Raw genomic sequence first — 20934 nt, forward strand, 5'->3', positions numbered from 1 at the left:
CACCCGTCTAGGCCCTCAGCGCCAGACAGGGCTGCCAGGGCCCGAGGTGCAGACCGCCCTCGGGCGTCGGCGCCGCGCTGCCCAGCTCCACGCCGATCACCTGCCAATCGCCCTCCGGCAGCGCCACCTGAGAGGGCGTGTCGGAGAGGTTGAAGGCGCAGAAAATCTCCTCGCCCGCGTCCTTGCGGAGGAAGGTGAGGATGTCGCCCTCGTGGCGGACGTCCTCCATCGTGCCCTGCATCAGCGCGGGATGCGCGTGGCGAAAGCCGATGGCGCGGCGGTAGTGGTGCAGGATCGCGGAGGGGTCCTGCTCCTGCGCCGCGACGGAATGGCGGAGGTGCTCCTGCGCCACCGGGAGCCATGGCTTGCCGGTGGTAAACTCGCCGCTGTGATCCGCGCCGGACCATGCGATCGGCGTCCGGCAGCCATCGCGGCCCTTGAACTCGGGCCAGAACTCGATGCCGTAGGGATCCTGAAGATCCTCGAAGGCCAGCACGGATTCGCCAAAGCCAAGCTCTTCGCCCTGATAGAGACAGACCGTCCCGCGCAGGCACATGATCAGCGTCGAGAACAGCCGCTGCGCCGCGGGCGTGAGCGACCAGCGCGAGGCATGGCGCACAACGTCATGGTTGGAAAAGGCCCAGCAGGCCCAGCCATCCGCCGCCACCTCATCGACGAGAGCAAAGACCTCCGCGATCCGCGCCGCCGTCGGTTGCACCTCCGACAGAAGCTCGAACGCGTAGCACATATGCGCGCGGTTATCGCCCCGGGTGTATTCGCCCAGGAGCCGCATCCCGTTCTGCGCGTCACCCACCTCGCCGACGCAGGTCTTGCCCGGGTATTCATCGAGCAGCGCGCGGAAGCGTTCGAGGAACACGAGGTTCTCGGGCTGGTTCTTGGAGTGGATGTGCTCCTGGTGGTTGTAGGGGTTCACGCTCGGCGCGATGCTCGAATTGCGCCGCTCGGGTGCGAGCGCCGGATTGTCGCGCAGCTCCTTGTCGGCGAAGTAGAAGTTGATCGTATCGAGGCGGAACCCGTCGACCCCGCGATCGAGCCAGAACCGCGTCGCATCGAGCACCGCGTCCTGCACCTCGGGGTTGTGGAAGTTGAGGTCGGGTTGGCTTACGAGGAAATTGTGCAGGTAATACTGCTCGCGCCGCGCGTCCCACTGCCAGGCCGGGCCGCCGAAGATCGACAGCCAGTTGTTGGGCGGCGTGCCATCGGGCTTGGGATCGGCCCAGACGTACCAGTCGGCGCGCGGGTTGTCGCGGCTCTGGCGGCTCTCGGCGAACCAGGCGTGCTGGTCGGAGGTGTGCGAGAGCACAAGGTCGATGAGCACCCGCAGCCCGAGCTTGTGGGCCGTGTCGATCAGCACATCGAAATCCGCCAGCGAGCCGAACATCGGATCGACATCGCAATAATCGCTCACATCATAGCCGAAATCCTTCATCGGCGAGGTGAAGAACGGCGAGATCCAGATGCAATCGGCCCCGAGCGCGGCGACATGCGGCAACCGCTGCACGATGCCGAGCAGATCGCCGATCCCGTCGCCGTTGCTGTCCTGAAAGGAGCGCGGATAGATCTGGTAGATCACCGCGCCGCGCCACCAGTTTGGATCGTCGTTGAGGGAGCCCGGCTGCGAGGGAACGGGGTTTGCGGTCATGTAGGATCTTGCCTTTGTGTGTCGTGGTCTTGTTGGTCTGATTATTTGACGGAGCCGGCGAGAAGCCCGCGCACGAGGAACCGCTGCATCGAGAAGAACACCAGCAGCGGCACCGAGATCGAGACGAAGGCCGCCGTGGCCAGCACTTCCCAGTTGCCGCCGCGGGTGCCGAGCATCTCGACGATCTGACGGGTCATGACCGTGGTCTGGCCGGTGGAATCGATGAGGAACACCATCGCGACGAGCAGGTCATTCCAGGTCCAGAGGAACTGGAAGATCGCGAAGGAGGCGAGCGCGGGGAAGCTCAGCGGCAGGATGATCCGGGTGAAGATCTGGAAATCCGTGGCCCCGTCCACCTTGGCGCATTCGATGATATCGCGCGGCAGGCCGACCATGTAGTTGCGCAGCAGGTAGATCGCGAGCGGCAGGCCGAAGCCGGTATGGGCGAGCCAGACGCCGAGGTAGCCCTTGCCGATGCCGATCTGGTTGTGCAGCGTCAGGAGCGGAATGAGCGCCAGTTGCAGCGGCACCACCAGCAGCGCCACCACCGCCGCGATGAGAAGCGCGCGGCCGGGAAAATCCATCCATGCCAACGCATAGGCCGCGAAGGCCGCGATCAGGATCGGGATGACGGTGGCGGGAATGACGACGGTGAGCGTGTTGAAGAAGGCCTTCTTCATGCCGCCGCCGGAGCCTTCGGTAAAGAGCACGTTGTCGTAGTTTTCGAGGGTGAACTTCGGCGGGACCATGGCGTTGAGAAAGACGCGCTGGCCGCGGCTGCCGGACATTTCCTCGCGGCTCTCCACGCGGTAATCGCCGTTTTCGGCCACGGTGATCGCGCTGCCATCGCGGAATTCGGCCGTCTCGCCGGGCTGATAGGCGCCAAGATCGCGCGAGGAAATGCCCCATGCGTCGACGGTCAGCGGCTCGCGCCCATCAAGCGCAAAGAGGTTGCCCTCGACGACCCACAGATCGCCCTCCGCCAGCTGGCTATCGGGCGCGGCCGTGCGGATCACGAGGTTCTGCTCGGCGGGGAAGAGCGCATTCCACCAGCCCGAGCTGGAGATCTGGTCCGAGGTGCGGAAGGACGAGACCAGCAAGCCCACCGTCGGGAAGAGCCACAGCAGCACGAGCGCCGCGACCGAAATATGTACGACCCACGTAAGCGCCGGTTTTCTACCTGCGATATTGTCCATCAGCGCATCTCCTTGCGGGCGGTGTAGACGTTCCAGACGAGGATCGGCGTCACCAGCAGCATGATCACCATCGCCGCCGCCGACCCCATGCCGGTATCGAAGGAGCGGAAAAGCTTGTCATACATGTAATTGGCCAGAACCTGCGTCTCCCACTGGCCGTTGGTCATGGTGAAGACGATGTCGAAGACCTTGAGCACCACCAGGGTGATCGTCGTCCAGACCACAACGATGGTGGACATGATCTGCGGCACCTTGATCTTGAAGAAAATCTGGAACGGGTTGGCGCCATCGACGATCGCGGCTTCCACGGTTTCCTCGGGAATGCCGCGCAGCGCGGCCGAGAGGATCACCATGGCAAAGCCGGTCTGGATCCAGACCAGTACGATCATCAGAAAGAAGTTGTTCCAAAGCGGAATGGTGAGCCAGTTCTGCGGCTCGCCGCCCATCGCCGTCCAGATCGCGTTGAGCACGCCGATCTGTTCGAACCCGTCGGGGCGGGCCTCGTAGACCAGCTTCCAGATCACGCCCGCGCCCACGAAGCTGATGGCCATGGGCATGAAGATGAGCGACTTGGCGAGATTGCCCCAGGCGATCCGGTCCGTCAGCTGCGCCGCGAGCAGACCGAAGGCGGTCGAGAGCGCCGGCACCACGATCAGCCAGAGCAGGTTGTTGCGGATCGCCTCCCAGAACTTCGCCTCACCCGTCAGCTTGGCGTAATGTTCAAGGCCCACGAACGCGCCAGTGTCATTGTCGATCAGCGACAGGCGCAGCGTCGCGACGACGGGATAGGCAAGATAGAGGCCGAGCGCGAATATCGCCGGAAAGAGAAAGAGCCAGGGCCGGATCATGTTGGCGCGGTTGATATTGCGCCCTGCGTCGGGCCCCTTGGCGGGATAAAGCACCCGGTCCAGGAACTGGTTGGCGAAGTAGAAATATCCGATACAGCCGCCCACACCGATGATGATGGTTACGAGCCCCTGCAGGGCCGGATGAAGTCCACCCATGTTCCCCCTCCCCCTTGTTGCGCGCTTTGCGCGTCAGTCTGGTGAAGCGGCCCGCGCCGTGGCGGGCCGCCCGATCTTGGCCGGGGCGCTTACTTCAGCGCGTCCCAGGAGCTTTGGATATCCGCGGCGACATCTTGGGCGGATTTGCCGCCGGTGTAATCGACCATGCCGGTCCAGAACGACCCGGCGCCGACGCCTGCGGGCATCAGGTCGGAGCCGTCGAAGCGGAAGGTGGTCGCATCGATCAGGATCTGGCCCTGGCCGCGCAGCGTGTCGCTCATGTAGGCATCGAGGTTGACGCCCTTGTGCGGTGTGAGGAAACCGGTCTGGGCCATCATCACCTCATGGGTGAGCGGCAGGGTGAGGAATTCCATGAATTCGCTCGTCGCATCCGAGGGGTTGGTGACCGCCATCAGCGTGCCGCCCCCGAGGACCGGATTGCCGAGGTCTTTTTCCGCGTAGGACGGGAAGTAGAAGAAGTCGGCATCCACGCCGAATTCCACGTCTTCGGGGAAGAAGGCCGGAACGAAGGAGGCCTGGCGGTGCAGGTAGCACTGCGGCGGCGAGGTGAAGAGGCCCTTGGGGCTGTCGCGGAAATCGGTCGAGGCCACGGCCCCTGCCCCGCCGGAGACCTTGGCGTCATCGCGGGCGAAGTAGCCGAATTCCTCGATCGCGGCGACAACGCGCGGATCGTCAAAGCCGATCTCGTTGGTGGTCCAGGCGTCGTAGACCTCGGGCGGCTGGGTGCGCAGCATGATGTCCTCGACCCAGTCGGTCGCCGGCCAGCCGGTCGCGGCGCCGGAGCCCAGACCGATACACCACGGCGTTTCGCCCTCGGACACGATCTGCTCGGTCAGCGCCTTGAGCTCTTCCATCGAGCCGGGGACCTCGTAGCCCGCGTCCTCGAAGTTCTCCGGGTTGTACCACACGAGGCTCTTGAGGTTCACGTTGAAGAAGAAGCCGTAGAAGGCGTCGTTGCCATCGGCATCGGCATAGGTGCCCAGATCGACCCAGGATTGCCCGGCGGCGTAGTTCTCGGCGACCCAGGATTGGATGTCGTCCGAAAGCGGCGAGAGCTGGCCCTTGGCGGCGAGCAGCGCGGCAAGACCCGGCTGCGGGAACACGGCAACGTTGGGCGGCGAGCCGGCTTCGGCATCGATCACGATCTGCTGCTCGAAGCTGTCGGAGCCAGTGTAGATCACCTCGGCGCCGGTCGCATCGGCGAAATAGGCGACGGCACTGCGGAAGATGTCATCTTCGGGCGTGAGCCAGGGGCCCGAGACGGTCACCGTCTGGCCGGAGAGATCCGGCGCGCTGTCCGCCCATGCGGTGTAGCTGTCCCAGCTGAACGGGCCCTCGCCCACCGGAAATTTCAGATCCTGTGCTTGCGCCATTCCGGCGACCAGGGCAAGCGCTGCCGCGCTGGCCATGAAACGATGTGCCATTCTTTCCTCCCAAAAAGGTGCTTTGTCTGCACGCTCTCCCGACTGTTGAATCATGCGCGCCTGGAATCAACCGCCAAACGCAGAAACCCCAAACGCAGAATCAACCGCCAAAGCGCTTTGAACACTATATACGGTTTATTAATCCTTTCAGCCTGTCAATGATCTTGCGAGGGCGGCGGCGCAAATACTCCCGCCGCGCGGCGGGGGGTGGCCCAGGGACCAGTCGCAATAAAGTGCTTGTTTTTTCACCGGACCTGCCGCAAGCGTAAACCGGGACCGGGGCAAAAGCGCTTTGACTGGAGGAAAAATGAACCTGAAACAACTCTCCGCGCATCTCGGCCTGTCCCAGACCACCGTCAGCCGCGCCCTCAACGGCTACCCCGAGGTCAACGCGGTCACGCGCGAGCGGGTGGAACAGGCCGCCCGCACCTTCGGCTACCAACCCAACCGGCGCGCGCGCTCTCTGGCCACGGGTCAGGCGATGGCGATCGGGCATGTCATCCCGGGCCGGTTTCAGCATGAGCTCCACAACCCGATCTTCGGGGACTTCATCGCCGGCGCCGGCCAGCTCTATGCCGATCACGGCTATGATCTGATGCTGACCTTCGTCGGCCAACGCCAGGAGCTCGATGTCTACCGCGAGCTGCACGGCCGCGGCGCGGTCGACGGGGTCATCGTGCAGGGGCCGCGCATGACCGATGAACGGATCGAACGGCTCACCGAAATCGGGATGCGCTTCGTCGTACACGGCCGGTCCACCAACTCCAGCGTGCCCTATTCCTGGGTCGACATGAACAACGAGCGGGCCTTCGAGCGCGCGACGGAATATCTCATCGGCCTCGGCCACCGGCGCATCGGTCTGATCAACGGGCTGGAGACGCTCGACTTCGCCCACCGCCGGCGCAGGGGGTTTTGCGCGGCGCTCAAGACCGCCGGGATCACGCCAGAGCCGGAGCTGATGACCAGCGCGGAGATGACCGAAACATATGGCTATGAGACGACCGTCCGGATGCTCGCCGCGCCCAAGCCCCCGACGGCGATCGTCGTCTCGTCCATGCCGGCAGCCTTTGGCGTCCGTCTCGCGATCGAAAACGCCGGGCTGGTCATGGGCCGCGATATCTCCGTCGTCACCCATGATGACGATCTGTCCTACCTGCGCAACGATGGCGACACTCCGGCCTTTACCGCCACCCGCTCGTCGGCGCATGAAGCGGGGCGCATGTGCGCCGAGATTCTCATCGCACAGCTCAGATCGAAACAAACCGAGCCCGTCCACAAGATGCTGGAAGCCGAATTCGTCATCGGCCGCTCCACCGGACCGGCGCCGGAATAGACCCCGAGGCACGCATGAAATTCTCTCGCAGCGATTTTCCCGAAGGCTTCCTGTTCGGCGCAGCCACCTCGAGCTACCAGATCGAGGGCCACGGATTCGGCGGCGCGGGCCGCACCCATTGGGATGATTTCGCCGCGACGCCCGGCAACGTGGTCCGGGCCGAAAACGGCGCCCGCGCCTGCGATCACTACCACATGTATGAGGCGGATTTCGACTTGCTCAAGGACGCGGGCTTCGATTGCTACCGCTTCTCGACAAGCTGGGCCCGGGTGCTGCCCGAGGGGCGCGGCACGCCCAACCCCGAGGGCCTCGACTACTACGACCGGCTGACCGACGCGCTCCTGGAGCGCGGGCTCAAACCCTGTGCCACGCTCTATCACTGGGAACTGCCCTCGGCGCTCGCCGATCTCGGCGGCTGGCGCAACCGCGACATCGCCGAATGGTTCGCCGAGTACACCGAGGTCATCATGTCGCGCATCGGCGACCGGATGTTCTCGGTCGCGCCGATCAACGAGCCGTGGTGCGTCGCATGGCTGAGCCATTTCCTCGGCCACCACGCCCCCGGTCTGCGCGATATCCGCGCCACCGCCCGCGCGATGCACCACGTCCTCCTCGCCCACGGTCGCGCCATCGAGACGATGCGCGGTCTCGGGATGGACAACCTCGGCGCGGTCTTCAATCTCGAATGGGCCGATCCCGCCGACGACAGCGACGCCGCCCGCGAGGCCGCGGCGCTCTATGACGGGTACTATAACCGGTTCTTCCTCGGCGGCGTGTTCAAGGGCGAATACCCCGCCAACGTCATGGAGGGGCTCGGTCCCCACATGCCCAAGGGCTGGCAGGATGATTTCAAGACGATCATGGCGCCGGTCGACTGGTGCGGGATCAACTACTACACGCGCAAGCTCATCGCCCCGGCGACCGGCCCCTGGCCCGCGCATCAGGAAGTCGAAGGGCCGCTGCCCAAGACCTTGATGGGATGGGAGATTTTCCCCGAGGGCCTCTACAACTTCCTCACCCGCACCGCCCGCGAATACACCGGCGACCTGCCGATCTACATCACCGAAAACGGCCTCGCGAGCCCCGATGTCCTCAAGGACGGCCGCGTCGAAGACCCCGCCCGCATCGCCTATCTCGACGCGCATCTGGAGAAAGTCCGTCAGGCGATCCACGAAGGCGTCCCCGTCAAGGGCTACATGTGCTGGTCGCTGCTGGACAATTATGAATGGGCCCTGGGATATGAAAAGCGCTTTGGGCTCGTGCATGTGGATTTCGACAGCTTGAAGCGGACACCCAAGACATCCTATGAGGCTCTCAAAGCCGCCTTTGCAAGGTAACGCCCCCCGTGACCGATCCAGTGACCATGATCCATCCGGACAATGCCTACACGCTCGTCGCCGATGTCGGCGGGACCAACACGCGGGTTGCGCTCGCGGACGGGGCCGCGCTCGTGCCCGGCACGATCCGGCGCTATCGCAACGCGGAGTTTCCGGGGATCGAGAGCGTTCTGGCGCAGTTTCTCGACGATGAAGGCGGGGCCGATCCGGCCGCGGCCTGTATCGCGGTGGCGGGCCCGGTGCACAACGGCGTCGCCGAGCTCACCAATCTGGACTGGTCCATCGACGGCGGCGCCCTCGCCCGCTCCACCCGCTCCGAGACCGTCGCGATTCTCAACGACCTTCAGGCTCAGGGCCATGCGCTCCCCTATCTCACCCCGGAGGCGCAGCGCGAGGTCGTGCCCGCCGGCGTCGAGGACAGCCGCGGGACGACGCGGCTGGTGATCGGGGTTGGCACCGGGTTCAACGCGGCCCTTGTGCTGACCGATGCGGGCAAGACCATCGTGCCGCCCTCCGAGGCCGGTCATGCGAGCCTGCTGGTGCGCAACGAATCCGAGTATCGCCTCAGCCGCTACATCGAAAGCGCGCATGGCCTTCCCGGCATCGAAGACGTGCTCTCGGGGCGCGGGCTGGAGCGGGTCTACCAGTGGCTCGGGCAGGAAGACGGCGATTTCCGGCAACAGACCGCCGCCGAGATCATGGCCCATTGCGCCGACGGGACGGACCCGCGCGCCGAGGATACCGTCCGCCATTTCGTCCGCATCCTCGGCGCCGTCGCGGGCAACCTCTCCTTGATCCAGTTGCCCTTTGGCGGGGTGTATCTCGTGGGCGGCGTGGCCCGCGCGATGACGCCCTATCTCCAGCCCTTCGGTTTCGCGGATGCCTTCCGCGACAAGGGCCGCTTCGCCGGGTTCATGAAGAATTTTGCTGTGCATGTGGTCGAGGATGACTATGCTGCGCTCACGGGCTGCGCCGCGCATATCGCTTCCGTCATCGCCGCCAAAAGCTGAGCGCCGCCCCGCCGGATGGGGAGATGGTCATGGACCTTGGATTGTTTTCAGTCAGCCTTGCGGTCAAGGATCTCGATGCCTCTCGCGCGTTTTACGAAGCGCTTGGGTTCAGTTTCAGCGGCGGTGAGCCGGACAAGGGCTGGGCGATCATGCGCAACGGCTCAACGATCATCGGCCTCTTCAGCGGGTTTCTGGAAAAGAACACGCTCACCTTCAATCCCGGCTGGGACGAGAACACTGACCCGCTTGAGGCCTTCGAGGATGTGCGCGAAATCCAGAAGACTCTGCGCGACCGCGGCATCGCGCTCCACACCGAAACGGATCCGGACGGCACGGGCATCGGGCATATCGTTGTCCTCGACCCCGACGGAAATCCGGTCCTGATCGACCAGCACATTTCGAAACCGGCGGCGCCAAAAAACTGACCCGCCTGGAAGATCCAGACGGGTCAAGATAGCCATCCATTGCCGCGCGGTTCGCGTCAGAATATCTCGTCTTCGGGGCTTTCCAGCGCCGCGGCAGTGGCTTGGGTCATGCAATCCATCGTCTCGCGCAACCGGCATCCGGCCAACAGCATCTCGTCCGAGACCGAGGCGAGCCCACCCTTCGCATCGCGCAGGTTCTGCACCGTGCGGCGGACATCGTCTATGATCTGCAAGGTCATGTCGATGTTCTGCGCCTCCGCGGGCAGCGCTGCTGCGTCTCCATAGCGCTTGGCAAACGCCGCCTCGGCGACGGCGATCAGGTCCGCAGATCGCATCAGACGGCGATCCAGGAAATCAAGATAACGGCTAGCGACGTCCCGCGCCGCCCCGTCCGGTTCCCCAGTCATGTCCTTCATTAGAGCGCACCGACGACCTTCTCGATACAGGCTTTCATCTCCGGCACAGTGAACGGCTTCTTGAGGAAGTTGTTCATCCCCAGGCTCGAACCCTTCTCGATGATCTCGCGCGTGGCCTTGCCGGTGATCAGGATGAACCCGACACGGGCCGATGCCGGCTCTTTGCGCAGCCCACCGAGCAGGTCGATGCCGTTCATCTCGGGCATATTGTAGTCGGAAATCACCAGATGCACCGGCTTTTGCCGGATCTGCGTGAGGGCATCCACGCCGTTGTTGGACGTGGCATAATTCGCAATGCCGATATCATCGAGAGATTGCGTGATAAGTGCTCGGCTGGTGGACATGTCGTCCACAACCATCACTCTGAGTTTTTCGCGTAAAGACATGGCATTCACTCCACTTAAGCTGCTCTTAGCTCACCCGCTCAGTTCGTAAGCTGGTACATTGTAGACCCCAGAAATCTAAATCTGGTGTTAGCCGGACCGGCCAGACGTTCGGAATGACCGATATACATGCTCCCGTTTTTCCGAAGAACTTTAGCAAACTTCACCCATAGATCTTCCTGCACGTTCTGGGGGAAGTAGATGGCAACGTTCCGGCAGAAAATCGCATCGAACGGGCCGCGGACGGGCCAGGTTTTCGCCAGGTTCATGTAGCGAAACGTCACCAGGTTCCGGACCTTGTCGGCAAGCACGACCCGGCCGGGATCATTGGGCGAGGGCTGGAAAAATCCGCGCAAATCCGCGCGTGCGGCGTCGGCCTCGCTCTTGGGATACTCCGCCGATTGGGCGGCTTCGAGCACCTTGACGTTGACGTCGCTCGCGAGGATCTTGACGTTGCTCAAAGCCCGGTCGCTCAGGTGCCGCGCGAGTATCATGGCCGCGCTGTAGGGCTCCTCGCCCGTCGAACAGGCCGACGACCAGAGCCGGACCTGCTCGCCTCGCGAGGCGCGCTTTTCGATGTCCGGTATGAGCTGCGTCTCGAGATGATCGAAATGATGCGGCTCACGGAAAAACCGCGTGACGTTTGTGGTCACGCAGGCGACGAACTCCTCCAGTTCCTCGGCAGATTGACCGGTGTTGAGAAGCTCGGTGTATTCCGAAAATCCGTCAAGCCCCAGGTGGCGCAATCGCTTTGCCAGCCGGGAGACCAGCAGCGACTTCTTCTCACCGCTGATCTCGATTCCGAGCTCACGCAGCGCGATGGAGCGGAGCGACGCGAAGTCGCTGTCCGAGATACCCCCGGCAACTGTTGAACCAACCGCAGACATTCGGCGTTACTCCAACTCGCCCGCGGGGAGGATCTTTTCGATATCCACCAACCGGATCATCTTGCTGTCTTTCGGGATCACGCCCGAAATGAAGGACTTGGTCGTCTCCGATGCGACATCGGGCGTCGATTGGACGATATCATCGCCCACGCCGAGGATGTCGGAGACCGCCTCGACCAGAAGGCCGATGATCTGGGTGTTGACCATCGCGATGATGATCACGTGGCGGGCATGGGGCTCCGTCGTCGGGAGGCCAAGGCGCGTCGCCAGATCCACGATCGGCACCACCGATCCGCGCAGGTTGATCACGCCAAGGACATAGCTCGGGGCGTGGGGAAGGATGGTGGCCTCGGTCCAGCCGCGAATCTCGCGGACCTTCATGATATCGAAGCAGAAATCCTGCCCCGCCGTGCGGAAGGCAACATATTCCTTGAACGCCGCGCCGTGGTGTTCGCGCGTGTCGATTTGTTGAGCCTGGGTCATCACGCTGCTCCTATCCAAGGCTGTTGCGTCTTAATGGCGGAATGGCTGTTCATGCCGTAGATCCCGTCCGTGTCGATGATGAGCGCGATGCGGCCATCCCCGAGAATTGTTGCGGCTGCGATCCCGGGCAATTCGCCGTAGTTTTCGCTGAGCCCTTTGATCACGACCTGGCGTTGGTCAAAGATCGAGTCGACCGTCAGGGCGTAGGTTTGTTCTTCGTCCGTGCTGATCAACAGCAGGACCTGATTGCTCGAGTAGCTCTTGGTCGTCCGGTACCCGAGGATCGAGCCCAGATCGAAGATCGGGATGAATACGCCGCGCACCGAGACGACCTGCTCGCCCGTACCGAGGTGATGGATATCCTTGTCCTCGGGGCGGAGCGTCTCGACGATGGCCGTCAGCGGGACGATCATTGTCTGGCCCGTGACTTCGACGACCATCCCCTCCATGACCGCGAGGGTCAGCGGCAGGCTGATGGTGAAGGTCGAGCCTTTGCCCGGGATGGAGTTGATCGACACCTTGCCGCCGAGCGACTGGATCGAGCTCTTGACCACATCCATGCCGACCCCGCGACCGGAAAGGTCGGAAATCTCGCCCGCGGTCGAAAAGCCGGGGGCAAAGATCAGGTTGTCGATTTCGGTATCCGACAGCTCGGCATTGGCATCGACCAGCCCCTTGTCGATCGCGATCTGAAGCACGCGTTCGCGGTTGATTCCGGCGCCATCGTCGGAAATCTCAATGAGAACGCGGCCCGACCGGTGCGCCGCGCTGAGCGTCACGGTGCCGGTTTCAACCTTGCCCGCGCTGGTCCGCGCGTCGGAAGATTCCAGCCCGTGGTCGATCGCGTTTCGGATCATGTGGGTCAGTGGATCAGCCAGTCGTTCGATGACCGTCTTGTCAACTTCGGTGGACTCGCCCGTCGTCACCAGACGCACGCGTTTCCCCGTGGCAGATGCAACTTCCCGCACAATCCGGGACATCCGCTGGAACAGGGATTTCACCGGCTGGGCGCGGATCGCCATCACGCTTTCCTGAATCTCGCGCGAGAGCTGCTTGAACTCATCGAGACCCGAGGAGATATCGGTCGACCCGGTGATCCCGGCTTCCTTGACGCATTGCGACAACATCGCCTGATTGATCACCAGCTCGCCCACCACGTTGATCAGACGATCGACACGTTCGAGATCCACTCGGATGGTCGCGCGCGAGGTCTTGGCCGCAGCCTTGCCCCCCGCGTCGGGTTTCGCCGCTTCCACCGGAGCCGCCTTAACCGGCGCCGGCACTTCGGACTTTTTTACCTCAACCGGAGCCTCCTCCGCGGGGCTCTCGATCTTTTGCACAACTTCGAGTTCAACAGGGTCAGCAGCTTCGTCCGAAATCGGTTCATCCTCCATCGTTTCCTCATGGATCGGATCGACCTTGAGATCGCAAATGCCGTCGACGAAATCGAACACGTCATAGATCACGTGCTCGCTCTCTTCGGTGATGAGGCGAACGGACCAGGTCGCCGCGGATTTCTCCGGCGCGATCTCGTCGAAATCGGCATGCGCGTCGGTCTCGACCGCAACCGTCGTCTCACCCAGTTCCGACAGCCCACGCAGCAGATGCACGATATCGTTGCCACAGGCATAGAAGGCGTCATGCGGCCGGACACTGATCTCGAAGCCGATGGCCTTGGCCGGCGCGGGCGCATCGTCGTCGAAATCGAGATCCGGAAGGTCCATCGAGAAATCCAGGCCCATGGGCTGGAAATCATCGGCTTCGACCTCTTCTTCCTCGTCGGGCGCGTATTTCTTGAGTTCCGCCTCGAGAACCTGATTTTCCGAGAGGTCAACCGGCGTCTCATCGCGCGCGGCCGCCACCAGATCGACCAGCCGGTCACTGGACCGGAAGAACAGATCCATGATCTCGGCGTCCGGCATCAGCGCGCCGCTGCGCACCTCGTCCAGCACGGTCTCGAAGGTATGGGCGAAATGCACCAGATCATTGAGCGCAAAGGCCCCTGCCCCGCCCTTGATGGAATGGACAGCGCGGAAGACCGCGTTGATGGTTTCGGAGTCGATCGCACCGTCTGCGATGTGCTCGTTCGCTTCCTGTAGACCTTCCTCGAGCGCCTCTAGGAGATCTTCACATTCCAGGAAGAACGTGTCGCGAATATCGTTGGTTCCAGACATATCAGGCGTCGTAGCTCGCAACGCGGCGGATTGCCGAGACAAGGCGGGTTTCGTCGAATGGCTTGACGATCCACCCGGTTGCACCGGCCGCGCGGGCCTTCTGTTTGAGCTCGGACGCGCTTTCCGTGGTCAGGACCAGGATCGGAACCGTCGTCGGGCTCTGGCCGCCGCGGAGGGCGTCGATGAACTCGAACCCGTTCATACGCGGCATATTGATATCGGTGATCACCACATCGGGCGCCGCCTCGGGCAGTTTTTCCAGCCCGTCCATCCCATCGACGGCCACATCCACATCGAAGCCAGCGTTGGTGAGGCAAGCGCGCAGGAGTTCCCTGATGGTCAGGGAGTCATCCACGGCAAGAACTTTGAGTGCCATTCAGTTTCCTCCTGAAAAGACGTCAAGCGGCATACCCAGACGCGACATGCCATCGGCAAACGCGTTGGAGTGCGTGTCCACGGACAAGGTATGGCCGTCCGCCTGCCATTGGTTTTTCGCGGCAACGAGAACCTGGAAGCACAGCCCGCCAACGAAAACAGTATCGGATGCCGCGATCTCGAGATCCGCCCCGCGCTTCTCACGAAACGCATCGAGCAGCGATGCAGCCGCATCCGAATTTAGCTTTTCCGGAAGAGTAATACTCTGAGACATGGGCACCCCTTAATTCGCTTTCCGGTTTCGGCCGTGATCTGAAAGCTACGGTCGATTCTTTAAGAAAGGATGAGCCGGATTCAACTTGCTAAGATTCCCGCAGCACAGCGTTCGCACGTTGAAAACGCTCTATTTTTCGTCACCTATATAAGATGTCGCTGGATTGGTTATTGCCACGGCCGCACCCGGTAAGGCTTTGCAAACCACGATTGCAAATTCTGGGCCGTCTTCGGCTTTCATTAACCGGACTTAAGAGGTTCGAAAGGAACATTACCCCCGGGTAAAGTTATATCGGGAGTGAACCATGACGATTTCCCCTATCGGTCCGGGCAGTTCTGTTTTTGCCGCCGGCTCGCCTCACGCCGCCGCCGAACCGCCGGCCCTCAAACGACGGCCAGACCGGGTTCCCAAGGCGGAAGAATCAGACGCCTCGGCGAGCAATCGCAGCTATCGTGACGGCGAAGACAAGGCGGCCACCGCGCCGCCCTCGATCATGCAGTTGAAGATCGACGCGATCCTGCGCGAACAGGCCGAAGCTGCCGAAGACGCGGAGCGGGCGCCAGAGGCCGCTGCTCCCGCCGATGGCTCGACGGAAGCGCGCGCATCGGCAGGGACGGACGCGCCGCCTTCCGCGCCAGAAGAGCCGGAGCTTACGATCCGGGCGGCAGAATCGGCCGATGAGACCGAGGCCAGCCCTCCCCCCGAGGAGACGGCCCCAGACATTCGAGACGCCGAGGCGCCCTAACGATCTGCGCTGCCGACACAAAATTCCCGGTCGGCAGCGGGCCTTGATGCGCTTTTCTCTCCTGCGTCAATCACCTATAAGCTCATGAACGCATCGTCGCTGACGTATCTTAAGGTGGGACAGGATGACAATAAAAAGCCAAGAAGCAGATGTCGCCTTCATTCAGGCGCTCGCAGAACTTCTGAATGATAACGAGCTTTCCGAGCTTCAGGTCAAACGCGAATATGGCGAACACGACGCGCTGAACGTCCGCGTCAGCAAGATCGTGCCGCAGGCCCCGATGGCACCCATGGCCGCCGCGGCCCCTGTCGCCGCGCCCGCAGCCGCAGCCCCCGCAAGCGCTCTGGCCGACGAGCCCGCCGATGGCGATCCCGCGAACCATCCCGGCGCTGTGACATCGCCGATGGTCGGGACGGTCTATCTTCAGGCCGAGCCCGGCGCACCGTCGTTCATTTCCACGGGCGCACAGGTCTCCGAAGGCGACACCTTGTTGATTGTCGAGGCGATGAAAACCATGAACCACATCCCCGCACCCAGGGCGGGGACCGTGACGCGCATTCTCGTGGAAGATGGCGCGGCGGTCGAGTACGGTGCGCCGCTCGTCATCATCGAGTGAGGGCGCGACGATGTTTGACAAAATCCTGATCGCAAACCGTGGCGAGATTGCGCTGCGGGTCATCCGGGCCGCGCGGGAGATGGGCATTCGCTCGGTCGCGGTGCATTCCACCGCCGATGCCGACGCGATGCACGTGCGCATGGCGGACGAATCGGTCTGTATCGGCCCCGCCCCGGGGACGGACAGCTATCTGTCGATTCCCGCGATTATCGCGGCCTGTGAAGTCACCGGCGCGCAGGCGATTCACCCCGGTTACGGGTTCCTGTCGGAGAATGCGAATTTCGTTCAGGTCGTGGAAGATCACGGTCTGTCGTTCATCGGCCCGACCGCCGAGCACATCCGCGTCATGGGCGACAAGATCACCGCCAAGGACACGATGAAGGCGCTCGGCGTGCCCTGCGTTCCGGGATCCGAGGGCGGCGTGCCTTCGGTCGAGGCGGCGCGGGCGATCGGCGAGGAATTCGGCTACCCGGTCATCGTCAAGGCGACGGCCGGCGGCGGCGGGCGCGGGATGAAGCTCGCGCGCAGCGCCAAAGAGATCGAACAAGCGTTCAAGACCGCACGCGCCGAGGCCAAGGCTGCCTTCGGCAATGACGAGGTCTATATCGAGAAATACCTCACCACGCCGCGCCACATCGAGATCCAGGTCTTCGGCGACGGCAAAGGCAAAGCCGTGCACCTTGGCGAGCGCGACTGCTCGCTGCAACGGCGCCACCAGAAGGTCTTCGAAGAGGCCCCCGGCCCCTGTATTTCACCCGAAGAGCGCGCCGAAATCGGCCGGACCTGCGCCGAGGCCGTGGCCCGGATCAACTACGCCGGCGCCGGGACGATCGAGTTTCTTTATGAAAACGGTGAGTTCTATTTCATCGAGATGAACACCCGGCTTCAGGTCGAACACCCGGTCACCGAGGCGATTTTCGGGGTGGATCTCGTGCGCGAACAAATCCGCGTCGCCGCCGGCCTTCCGCTCTCCTTCGAACAGGACGATCTGCGGATCAACGGCCACGCGATCGAGGTCCGGATCAACGCCGAGCGGCTACCGAATTTCTCCCCCTGCCCGGGAAAGATCACCCAGTATCACGCGCCCGGCGGGCTCGGGGTGCGGATGGATTCGGCGCTCTATGACGGCTACAAGATCCCGCCCTATTACGACAGCCTGATCGGCAAGCTCATCGTCCACGGCCGGGATCGCCCCGAGGCGCTGGCCCGGCTCAACCGGGCGCTTGGCGAGCTGATCGTGGATGGTGTCGACACAACCATCCCGCTCTTCGCGCGCCTGTTGGAAGAGGACGACATCCAGAGCGGGACCTACAACATCCACTGGCTCGAAGACTGGCTCGAACGGTCCTTTGACTGACGCGCCGTCGCGGCGGGTTTGAGCAGGTACGGCCCCGGTGATGGATCTGACGCCAGAGCTCTTGCTGACCGCCTACGCCAGCGGGGTCTTCCCAATGGCCGAACATCGGGACGATCCGGAGGTTTTCTGGGTCGACCCGAAGCGGCGCGGCGTCTTCCTTCCGGGGGGCTTCCACCTCTCCCGCTCCCTCGCGCGCCAGTTGCGCAGGGGGGGCTTTCGCGTCAGCCTCGACGATGATTTCGCCGCCGTGGTCTCGGCCTGCGCAGATCGCAGCGAGACCTGGATCAACGACACGATATTCGAGCTCTACATGGCGCTGCACGACGGCGGCAGGGCCCATTCCCTCGAAGTGCGGGACGACGCCGACCGTCTGATCGGCGGGGTCTACGGGGTCGCCCTGGGCGCGGCATTCTTTGGCGAAAGCATGTTTTCGCGCGCGGCGGACGGCTCCAAGATCGCCCTTGCGTTCCTCACGACCCACCTCGACGCCTGCGGCTTCACGCTCTTCGACACGCAGTTCCTGACCCCACACCTCGCCTCCCTTGGCGCGCTTGAAATCCCGCGCGGCCGGTATCGCTCTCTACTCGCGGAAGCGCTGGAGGAAGAGGCCTCGATCCACGCAAAGGCCCTGCCGAGCACGGATCAGGTCTTGCAGCGCAGAACCCAGAAATCGTAGCGCGGATGATCGACCGCGTTGAGCGCTGGCGAGGACGCGACCATCCAGCCTTCGAACACCGGCTCTGCGCTCTCGTCCTCGCGCACCGTGAGGTACGCATAGGCATCGCCTGACGGATCGCCCACCGGATAGCGGCATTCGTCCAGTTGCAAGGTGAGATACCCGTAGCGCGCGCTGGCCCCGTTGCCGATTTCGAGATCGGTGACCGAGGCGTTGGTCCGATCGAGCGCCCGGATCACCGCGCCGCTCCCGGACTGGGCCTGCTGCGCCGCCGCGGGCAGCGCCAGAACACACATCGACATCACAAACAGCCGCTTCATCAGCCCTCTCCACCAGATACGAATTTCAGCAGGAGCGAAATCAGGCTGACCGCGCTTTGCGTGTCGGCAATTTCATCCCCCGCAACATAGTAAAACGGCGATCCGCCGGGGCTAACCTCCACGAAACTGCCGCCAAGAAGCCCTTCGGAGGCTATCGCGATGGCCGAATCATCGGGAAGCTGGATCGTCGGGTCGATCCGCACGGTCGTTTCGGCGCGATAGGTTTCGGGATTGAGGACAATCTCCGTCACCGAGCCGATCTTGACACCCGCGAGGCGCACGTCCGTCCCCACCCCGACCCCTTCAAGCGAGCGGAACGAGGCCGTCAGCTCATAGCCCGCACCGCCGCCACGCGCCGTCCGGTCCAGCGCAAAGGCGCCAAAGCCGATCGCGATGACGAGCACTGCGCCGCCCACGGCGGTCTCGATCCAGGGTCTTGCGCTCATGACTGGCTCCGCCCCCGCGCCCTAGTCCGGCGTCCAGGCTTCATAATCCCTCCGTTCGGCGGGATCGGCCCGCCGCAGAGATCCAGCCGGGACATAGGCGGCCGCCGTGCCGGTCAGGTTGGGCTGATGTGCTTGTTCCCACGGCTTTTTCGCAACCGGCATCTCAGTCGGCGGGCGATCCCAGGTGTGGTGGAGCCAGCCGTGCCACTCCGGGCTCACCCGGCTGGCTTCGGCCTCGCCGTTGAAAATCACCCACCGCCGGCTGTCCGCCTCGTTGCGGTAATAGACATTGCCCTCGGCATCTTCGCCCACGCGCACACCTTTGCGCCAGGTGAAAAGCTGGGTGTTCAGCGTCTGACCGTTCCACCAGGTGACGGCCCGCAGCGCTGTGCTCAGAATGCCCATGGGAAACTCCAGATCCTCGTTGCACCATCTATGCACCAGCCCCCGCGCTCCGTCCAGTGGCACAGGCCCCACGCCAAAGCCCTTGGAGCGGCGTTTCGCGCGGTGTATGCTCGGCCCCGAACGTCACAGCAGGGACCTCATGGCCGAAGAACTGACCCCCGCGGCGCACTGTCTCGGCGTGAAGGTCCCCCCCTCGCCCTTCCTCAACGAGATGCGAATCAAGCGGATCAACGCGGCCCGCTATGAGGGCGATGAGATCGCCGGCGCGCTCTCCATCGTGACGCCGGAAGATCGCGTGATCGAGATGGGCGCGGGGCTCGGCATCGTCGGCGCCGTGGTGGCGCGAAACGCGCGCCCCGAGAGGATCCTATCCTTCGAGGCCAACTCTTCCCTTTTGGAGTACACCAGAAAACTATATGAAATCAACGGATTGAACGACGTCATCGAGCTCCGAAACCAGATCGTCGTGAGCGATCCGGAGGCGCCGGACAGCATCCCGTTTCATATCGCCAACAGCTTTCTGGGCTCTTCGCTGCTTGAAAACCGCCGCCGAACGAGCGAGACGGTCGATCTGCCGACCCAGAGCTTTGAATATCTGCGCGCTGAGTTCGCGCCGACCATTCTGGTGATGGATATCGAAGGTGGAGAGCTGGACTTCCTGCGCCATGCGGATCTGACCGGCATTCGCGGCATCGTCATCGAGTTTCATCCCGGCGTCTATGACCGCGAGGGAATGCGTGAGTGCAAACGCTTGCTTACTTCCCAGGGGTTCAAGCGGCACGCGGAGGTCTCGACCCGGACGGTCTGGACCGCGACGCGCCCCCTTGGCCCGGACGGGCGGCCCCTCATGGACACGCCTTCCGCGCTCCCCGGGACCATGCCCCCGGATCCCACTGGCGGTTGGTCGACCACGCTGGAGGAGGTTCCGAATGCGCTTGTCGTGCCTCCTGCGGGCAACGGGTTGGTCGAGCCCTCGGGCGTGTTCACTGCGGACGGCGTCTATCTGCCGCAAGGGGCGCTGTGGCGCAATGCGCGCGCCTTGATGACCGAACCCGATCGCCCGGCGGCCCCGGCCAAGCGGCTGGGCGGTACCTGGATCTGGGGCAGTGCGCTCTGGCTCAATTTCGCGCATTTCGTGGTGGAGGGGACGGCGCGGCTCTGGGCCCTCAACGAAGTTGATCCGGCGGAGATTTCCGGCGTGCTCTATGTTCCGAAACGCCAGCGCAACGGGGCGACGGTGCATGCCTACCAGCGCGAATTCCTCTCGCTCATGGGGTTCGATGGAGAGATGCGCTCCACCGCGGAGCCGGTCGAGGTCGAGCGGCTGATCCTTCCCGGGCAAGGCTTCGGGCTGGGCAGGATCGTGACCGGAACGGAGGCGTTTCGCGCCGCATTCGCCGCGCGGTTCGGCCGGAATGTGCGGCCGGAGGGACCGGAGAAACTCTATATTTCGCGCAGTCTGCTGGGCACAAATCGCGGCGGGTTGCTCGGCGAGACCATGCTTGAGGCCCATCTTGAGGCTCAGGGCTACGAGATATTTCACCCGCAGCAGCACGATTTGACCACTCAGGTCGCGCGCTACAAAGCCGCGCGGCAGATCATCGCCGCGGACGGCTCCGCCCTGCATGTCACCGCATTCTGCGCTGGCCCGCAAACGGCTGTGGCGATGCTTTTGCGCCGCAGATCCGGCGCGAGCGGTCAGATCGCGCAGCACCTTGAGGCCTTCACCGGCCGGACGCCGCACGTCATCGATGCGCTCTCCACCACCTGGCAACCGGCGGGCAGCACGCGCAAACGCCTCACCCTCGGGCAGTTGAACATGGCGACGCTGCAAGATGCCTTGCAGCACGCTCGGTTCATTGACCCAGGCCCCCGTTGGGAGGAAATGCCCGCGTCTGAGATCCGGGCGCTGCTCGGGGATCGCTACATCGCGCAGTAGCGGCTTCAAAACGACAAAAGGGCGC

General features: G+C 63.4%; 23 protein-coding genes. 9 read left to right on the top strand and 14 right to left on the bottom strand.

Annotation, left to right across the window (positions count from 1 at the left end; translation table 11 throughout):
* Window positions 1-7: 7 nt before the first annotated feature.
* The 4 genes from BM353_RS14025 to BM353_RS14040 form a co-directional block, all read right to left on the bottom strand.
* On the bottom strand, window positions 8-1663 hold the full coding sequence (locus BM353_RS14025; RefSeq protein ID WP_092081939.1) for an alpha-amylase family glycosyl hydrolase: 1656 nt from the start codon (window positions 1661-1663) through the stop codon (window positions 8-10).
* Between the two features lie 41 nt (window positions 1664-1704).
* Window positions 1705-2859, bottom strand: a complete 1155-nt coding sequence (locus BM353_RS14030; protein ID WP_092081940.1) for a carbohydrate ABC transporter permease — start codon at window positions 2857-2859, stop codon at window positions 1705-1707.
* A complete protein-coding gene (locus tag BM353_RS14035) occupies window positions 2859-3863 on the bottom strand; it encodes a carbohydrate ABC transporter permease (RefSeq protein ID WP_092081942.1) in 1005 nt (334 codons plus the stop codon). The genes BM353_RS14030 and BM353_RS14035 overlap by 1 nt, the downstream gene beginning before the upstream one ends.
* A gap of 89 nt (window positions 3864-3952) precedes the next feature.
* Complete coding sequence (locus tag BM353_RS14040; protein WP_092081944.1) at window positions 3953-5308, bottom strand: ABC transporter substrate-binding protein; 1356 nt, start codon at window positions 5306-5308, stop codon at window positions 3953-3955.
* Window positions 5309-5615: 307 nt separating this feature from the next.
* Here BM353_RS14040 and BM353_RS14045 point away from each other — a divergent pair, with 307 nt between their 5' ends.
* From BM353_RS14045 to BM353_RS14060, 4 genes are read left to right on the top strand one after another with little or no spacing between them, the layout of a single operon-like run.
* Window positions 5616-6641, top strand: coding sequence for a LacI family DNA-binding transcriptional regulator (locus tag BM353_RS14045; protein WP_092081946.1), 1026 nt, complete (start codon window positions 5616-5618; stop codon window positions 6639-6641).
* Window positions 6642-6655: 14 nt separating this feature from the next.
* Window positions 6656-7978: a GH1 family beta-glucosidase gene (locus BM353_RS14050; protein WP_092081948.1), complete on the top strand. Its 1323-nt coding sequence runs from the start codon at window positions 6656-6658 to the stop codon at window positions 7976-7978.
* A gap of 26 nt (window positions 7979-8004) precedes the next feature.
* A complete protein-coding gene (locus BM353_RS14055; RefSeq protein ID WP_092081950.1) occupies window positions 8005-8988 on the top strand; it encodes a glucokinase in 984 nt (327 codons plus the stop codon).
* A gap of 29 nt (window positions 8989-9017) precedes the next feature.
* Window positions 9018-9413, top strand: coding sequence for a VOC family protein (locus BM353_RS14060; RefSeq protein WP_092082069.1), 396 nt, complete (start codon window positions 9018-9020; stop codon window positions 9411-9413).
* Window positions 9414-9469: 56 nt separating this feature from the next.
* Here the strand turns inward: BM353_RS14060 and BM353_RS14065 are convergent, their stop codons facing one another.
* The 7 genes from BM353_RS14065 to BM353_RS14095 form a co-directional block, all read right to left on the bottom strand.
* A complete protein-coding gene (locus tag BM353_RS14065; protein ID WP_143104175.1) occupies window positions 9470-9748 on the bottom strand; it encodes a hypothetical protein in 279 nt (92 codons plus the stop codon).
* 80 nt (window positions 9749-9828) lie between these two features.
* Window positions 9829-10215 (bottom strand): response regulator, encoded by a 387-nt coding sequence (locus BM353_RS14070; protein WP_092081954.1) that lies wholly within the window; start codon window positions 10213-10215, stop codon window positions 9829-9831.
* Window positions 10216-10253: 38 nt separating this feature from the next.
* Entirely contained in the window at window positions 10254-11099 is an 846-nt protein-coding gene (locus BM353_RS14075) for a CheR family methyltransferase (protein WP_092081956.1), read from the bottom strand.
* Between the two features lie 6 nt (window positions 11100-11105).
* On the bottom strand, window positions 11106-11582 hold the full coding sequence (locus BM353_RS14080; protein WP_092081958.1) for a chemotaxis protein CheW: 477 nt from the start codon (window positions 11580-11582) through the stop codon (window positions 11106-11108).
* Window positions 11582-13756, bottom strand: coding sequence for a chemotaxis protein CheA (locus BM353_RS14085; protein WP_092081960.1), 2175 nt, complete (start codon window positions 13754-13756; stop codon window positions 11582-11584). The genes BM353_RS14080 and BM353_RS14085 overlap by 1 nt, the downstream gene beginning before the upstream one ends.
* A 1-nt stretch (window position 13757) precedes the next feature.
* Window positions 13758-14132, bottom strand: coding sequence for a response regulator (locus BM353_RS14090; protein ID WP_092081962.1), 375 nt, complete (start codon window positions 14130-14132; stop codon window positions 13758-13760).
* A complete protein-coding gene (locus tag BM353_RS14095) occupies window positions 14133-14405 on the bottom strand; it encodes an STAS domain-containing protein (protein ID WP_092081963.1) in 273 nt (90 codons plus the stop codon). It abuts the gene before it with no gap.
* Window positions 14406-14709: 304 nt separating this feature from the next.
* Between BM353_RS14095 and BM353_RS14100 the strand changes: the two genes are divergently transcribed.
* The 4 genes from BM353_RS14100 to aat all read left to right on the top strand — a co-directional run bounded on the left by BM353_RS14100 (window position 14710) and on the right by aat (window position 17799).
* Entirely contained in the window at window positions 14710-15150 is a 441-nt protein-coding gene (locus BM353_RS14100) for a hypothetical protein (RefSeq protein WP_092081965.1), read from the top strand.
* Window positions 15151-15274: 124 nt separating this feature from the next.
* Window positions 15275-15766, top strand: a complete 492-nt coding sequence (accB, locus tag BM353_RS14105) for an acetyl-CoA carboxylase biotin carboxyl carrier protein (RefSeq protein WP_092081966.1) — start codon at window positions 15275-15277, stop codon at window positions 15764-15766.
* 10 nt (window positions 15767-15776) lie between these two features.
* Window positions 15777-17123, top strand: a complete 1347-nt coding sequence (accC, locus tag BM353_RS14110) for an acetyl-CoA carboxylase biotin carboxylase subunit (RefSeq protein WP_092081968.1) — start codon at window positions 15777-15779, stop codon at window positions 17121-17123.
* Between the two features lie 40 nt (window positions 17124-17163).
* Window positions 17164-17799, top strand: coding sequence for a leucyl/phenylalanyl-tRNA--protein transferase (gene aat, locus BM353_RS14115; protein ID WP_092081970.1), 636 nt, complete (start codon window positions 17164-17166; stop codon window positions 17797-17799).
* On the opposite strand, the gene BM353_RS14120 is transcribed toward aat, so the two are convergent.
* The 3 genes from BM353_RS14120 to BM353_RS14130 are packed head-to-tail and all read right to left on the bottom strand — an operon-like array spanning window position 17766 to window position 18970.
* Window positions 17766-18119, bottom strand: coding sequence for a DUF2155 domain-containing protein (locus BM353_RS14120; RefSeq protein WP_092081972.1), 354 nt, complete (start codon window positions 18117-18119; stop codon window positions 17766-17768). The two genes, aat and BM353_RS14120, sit on opposite strands and share 34 nt — an antisense overlap.
* Window positions 18119-18565, bottom strand: coding sequence for an outer membrane lipid asymmetry maintenance protein MlaD (gene mlaD / locus BM353_RS14125; protein WP_092081974.1), 447 nt, complete (start codon window positions 18563-18565; stop codon window positions 18119-18121). The genes BM353_RS14120 and mlaD overlap by 1 nt, the downstream gene beginning before the upstream one ends.
* Window positions 18566-18586: 21 nt before the next feature.
* Complete coding sequence (locus tag BM353_RS14130) at window positions 18587-18970, bottom strand: NADH:ubiquinone oxidoreductase subunit NDUFA12 (protein ID WP_092081976.1); 384 nt, start codon at window positions 18968-18970, stop codon at window positions 18587-18589.
* A gap of 139 nt (window positions 18971-19109) precedes the next feature.
* On the opposite strand from BM353_RS14130, the gene BM353_RS14135 reads away from it, so the two are divergent.
* Entirely contained in the window at window positions 19110-20909 is a 1800-nt protein-coding gene (locus BM353_RS14135; RefSeq protein WP_092081978.1) for an FkbM family methyltransferase, read from the top strand.
* Window positions 20910-20934: the final 25 nt, after the last annotated feature.

This window comes from Poseidonocella sedimentorum (assembly GCF_900116005.1).
Classification (GTDB): Bacteria; Pseudomonadota; Alphaproteobacteria; order Rhodobacterales; family Rhodobacteraceae; genus Poseidonocella; species Poseidonocella sedimentorum.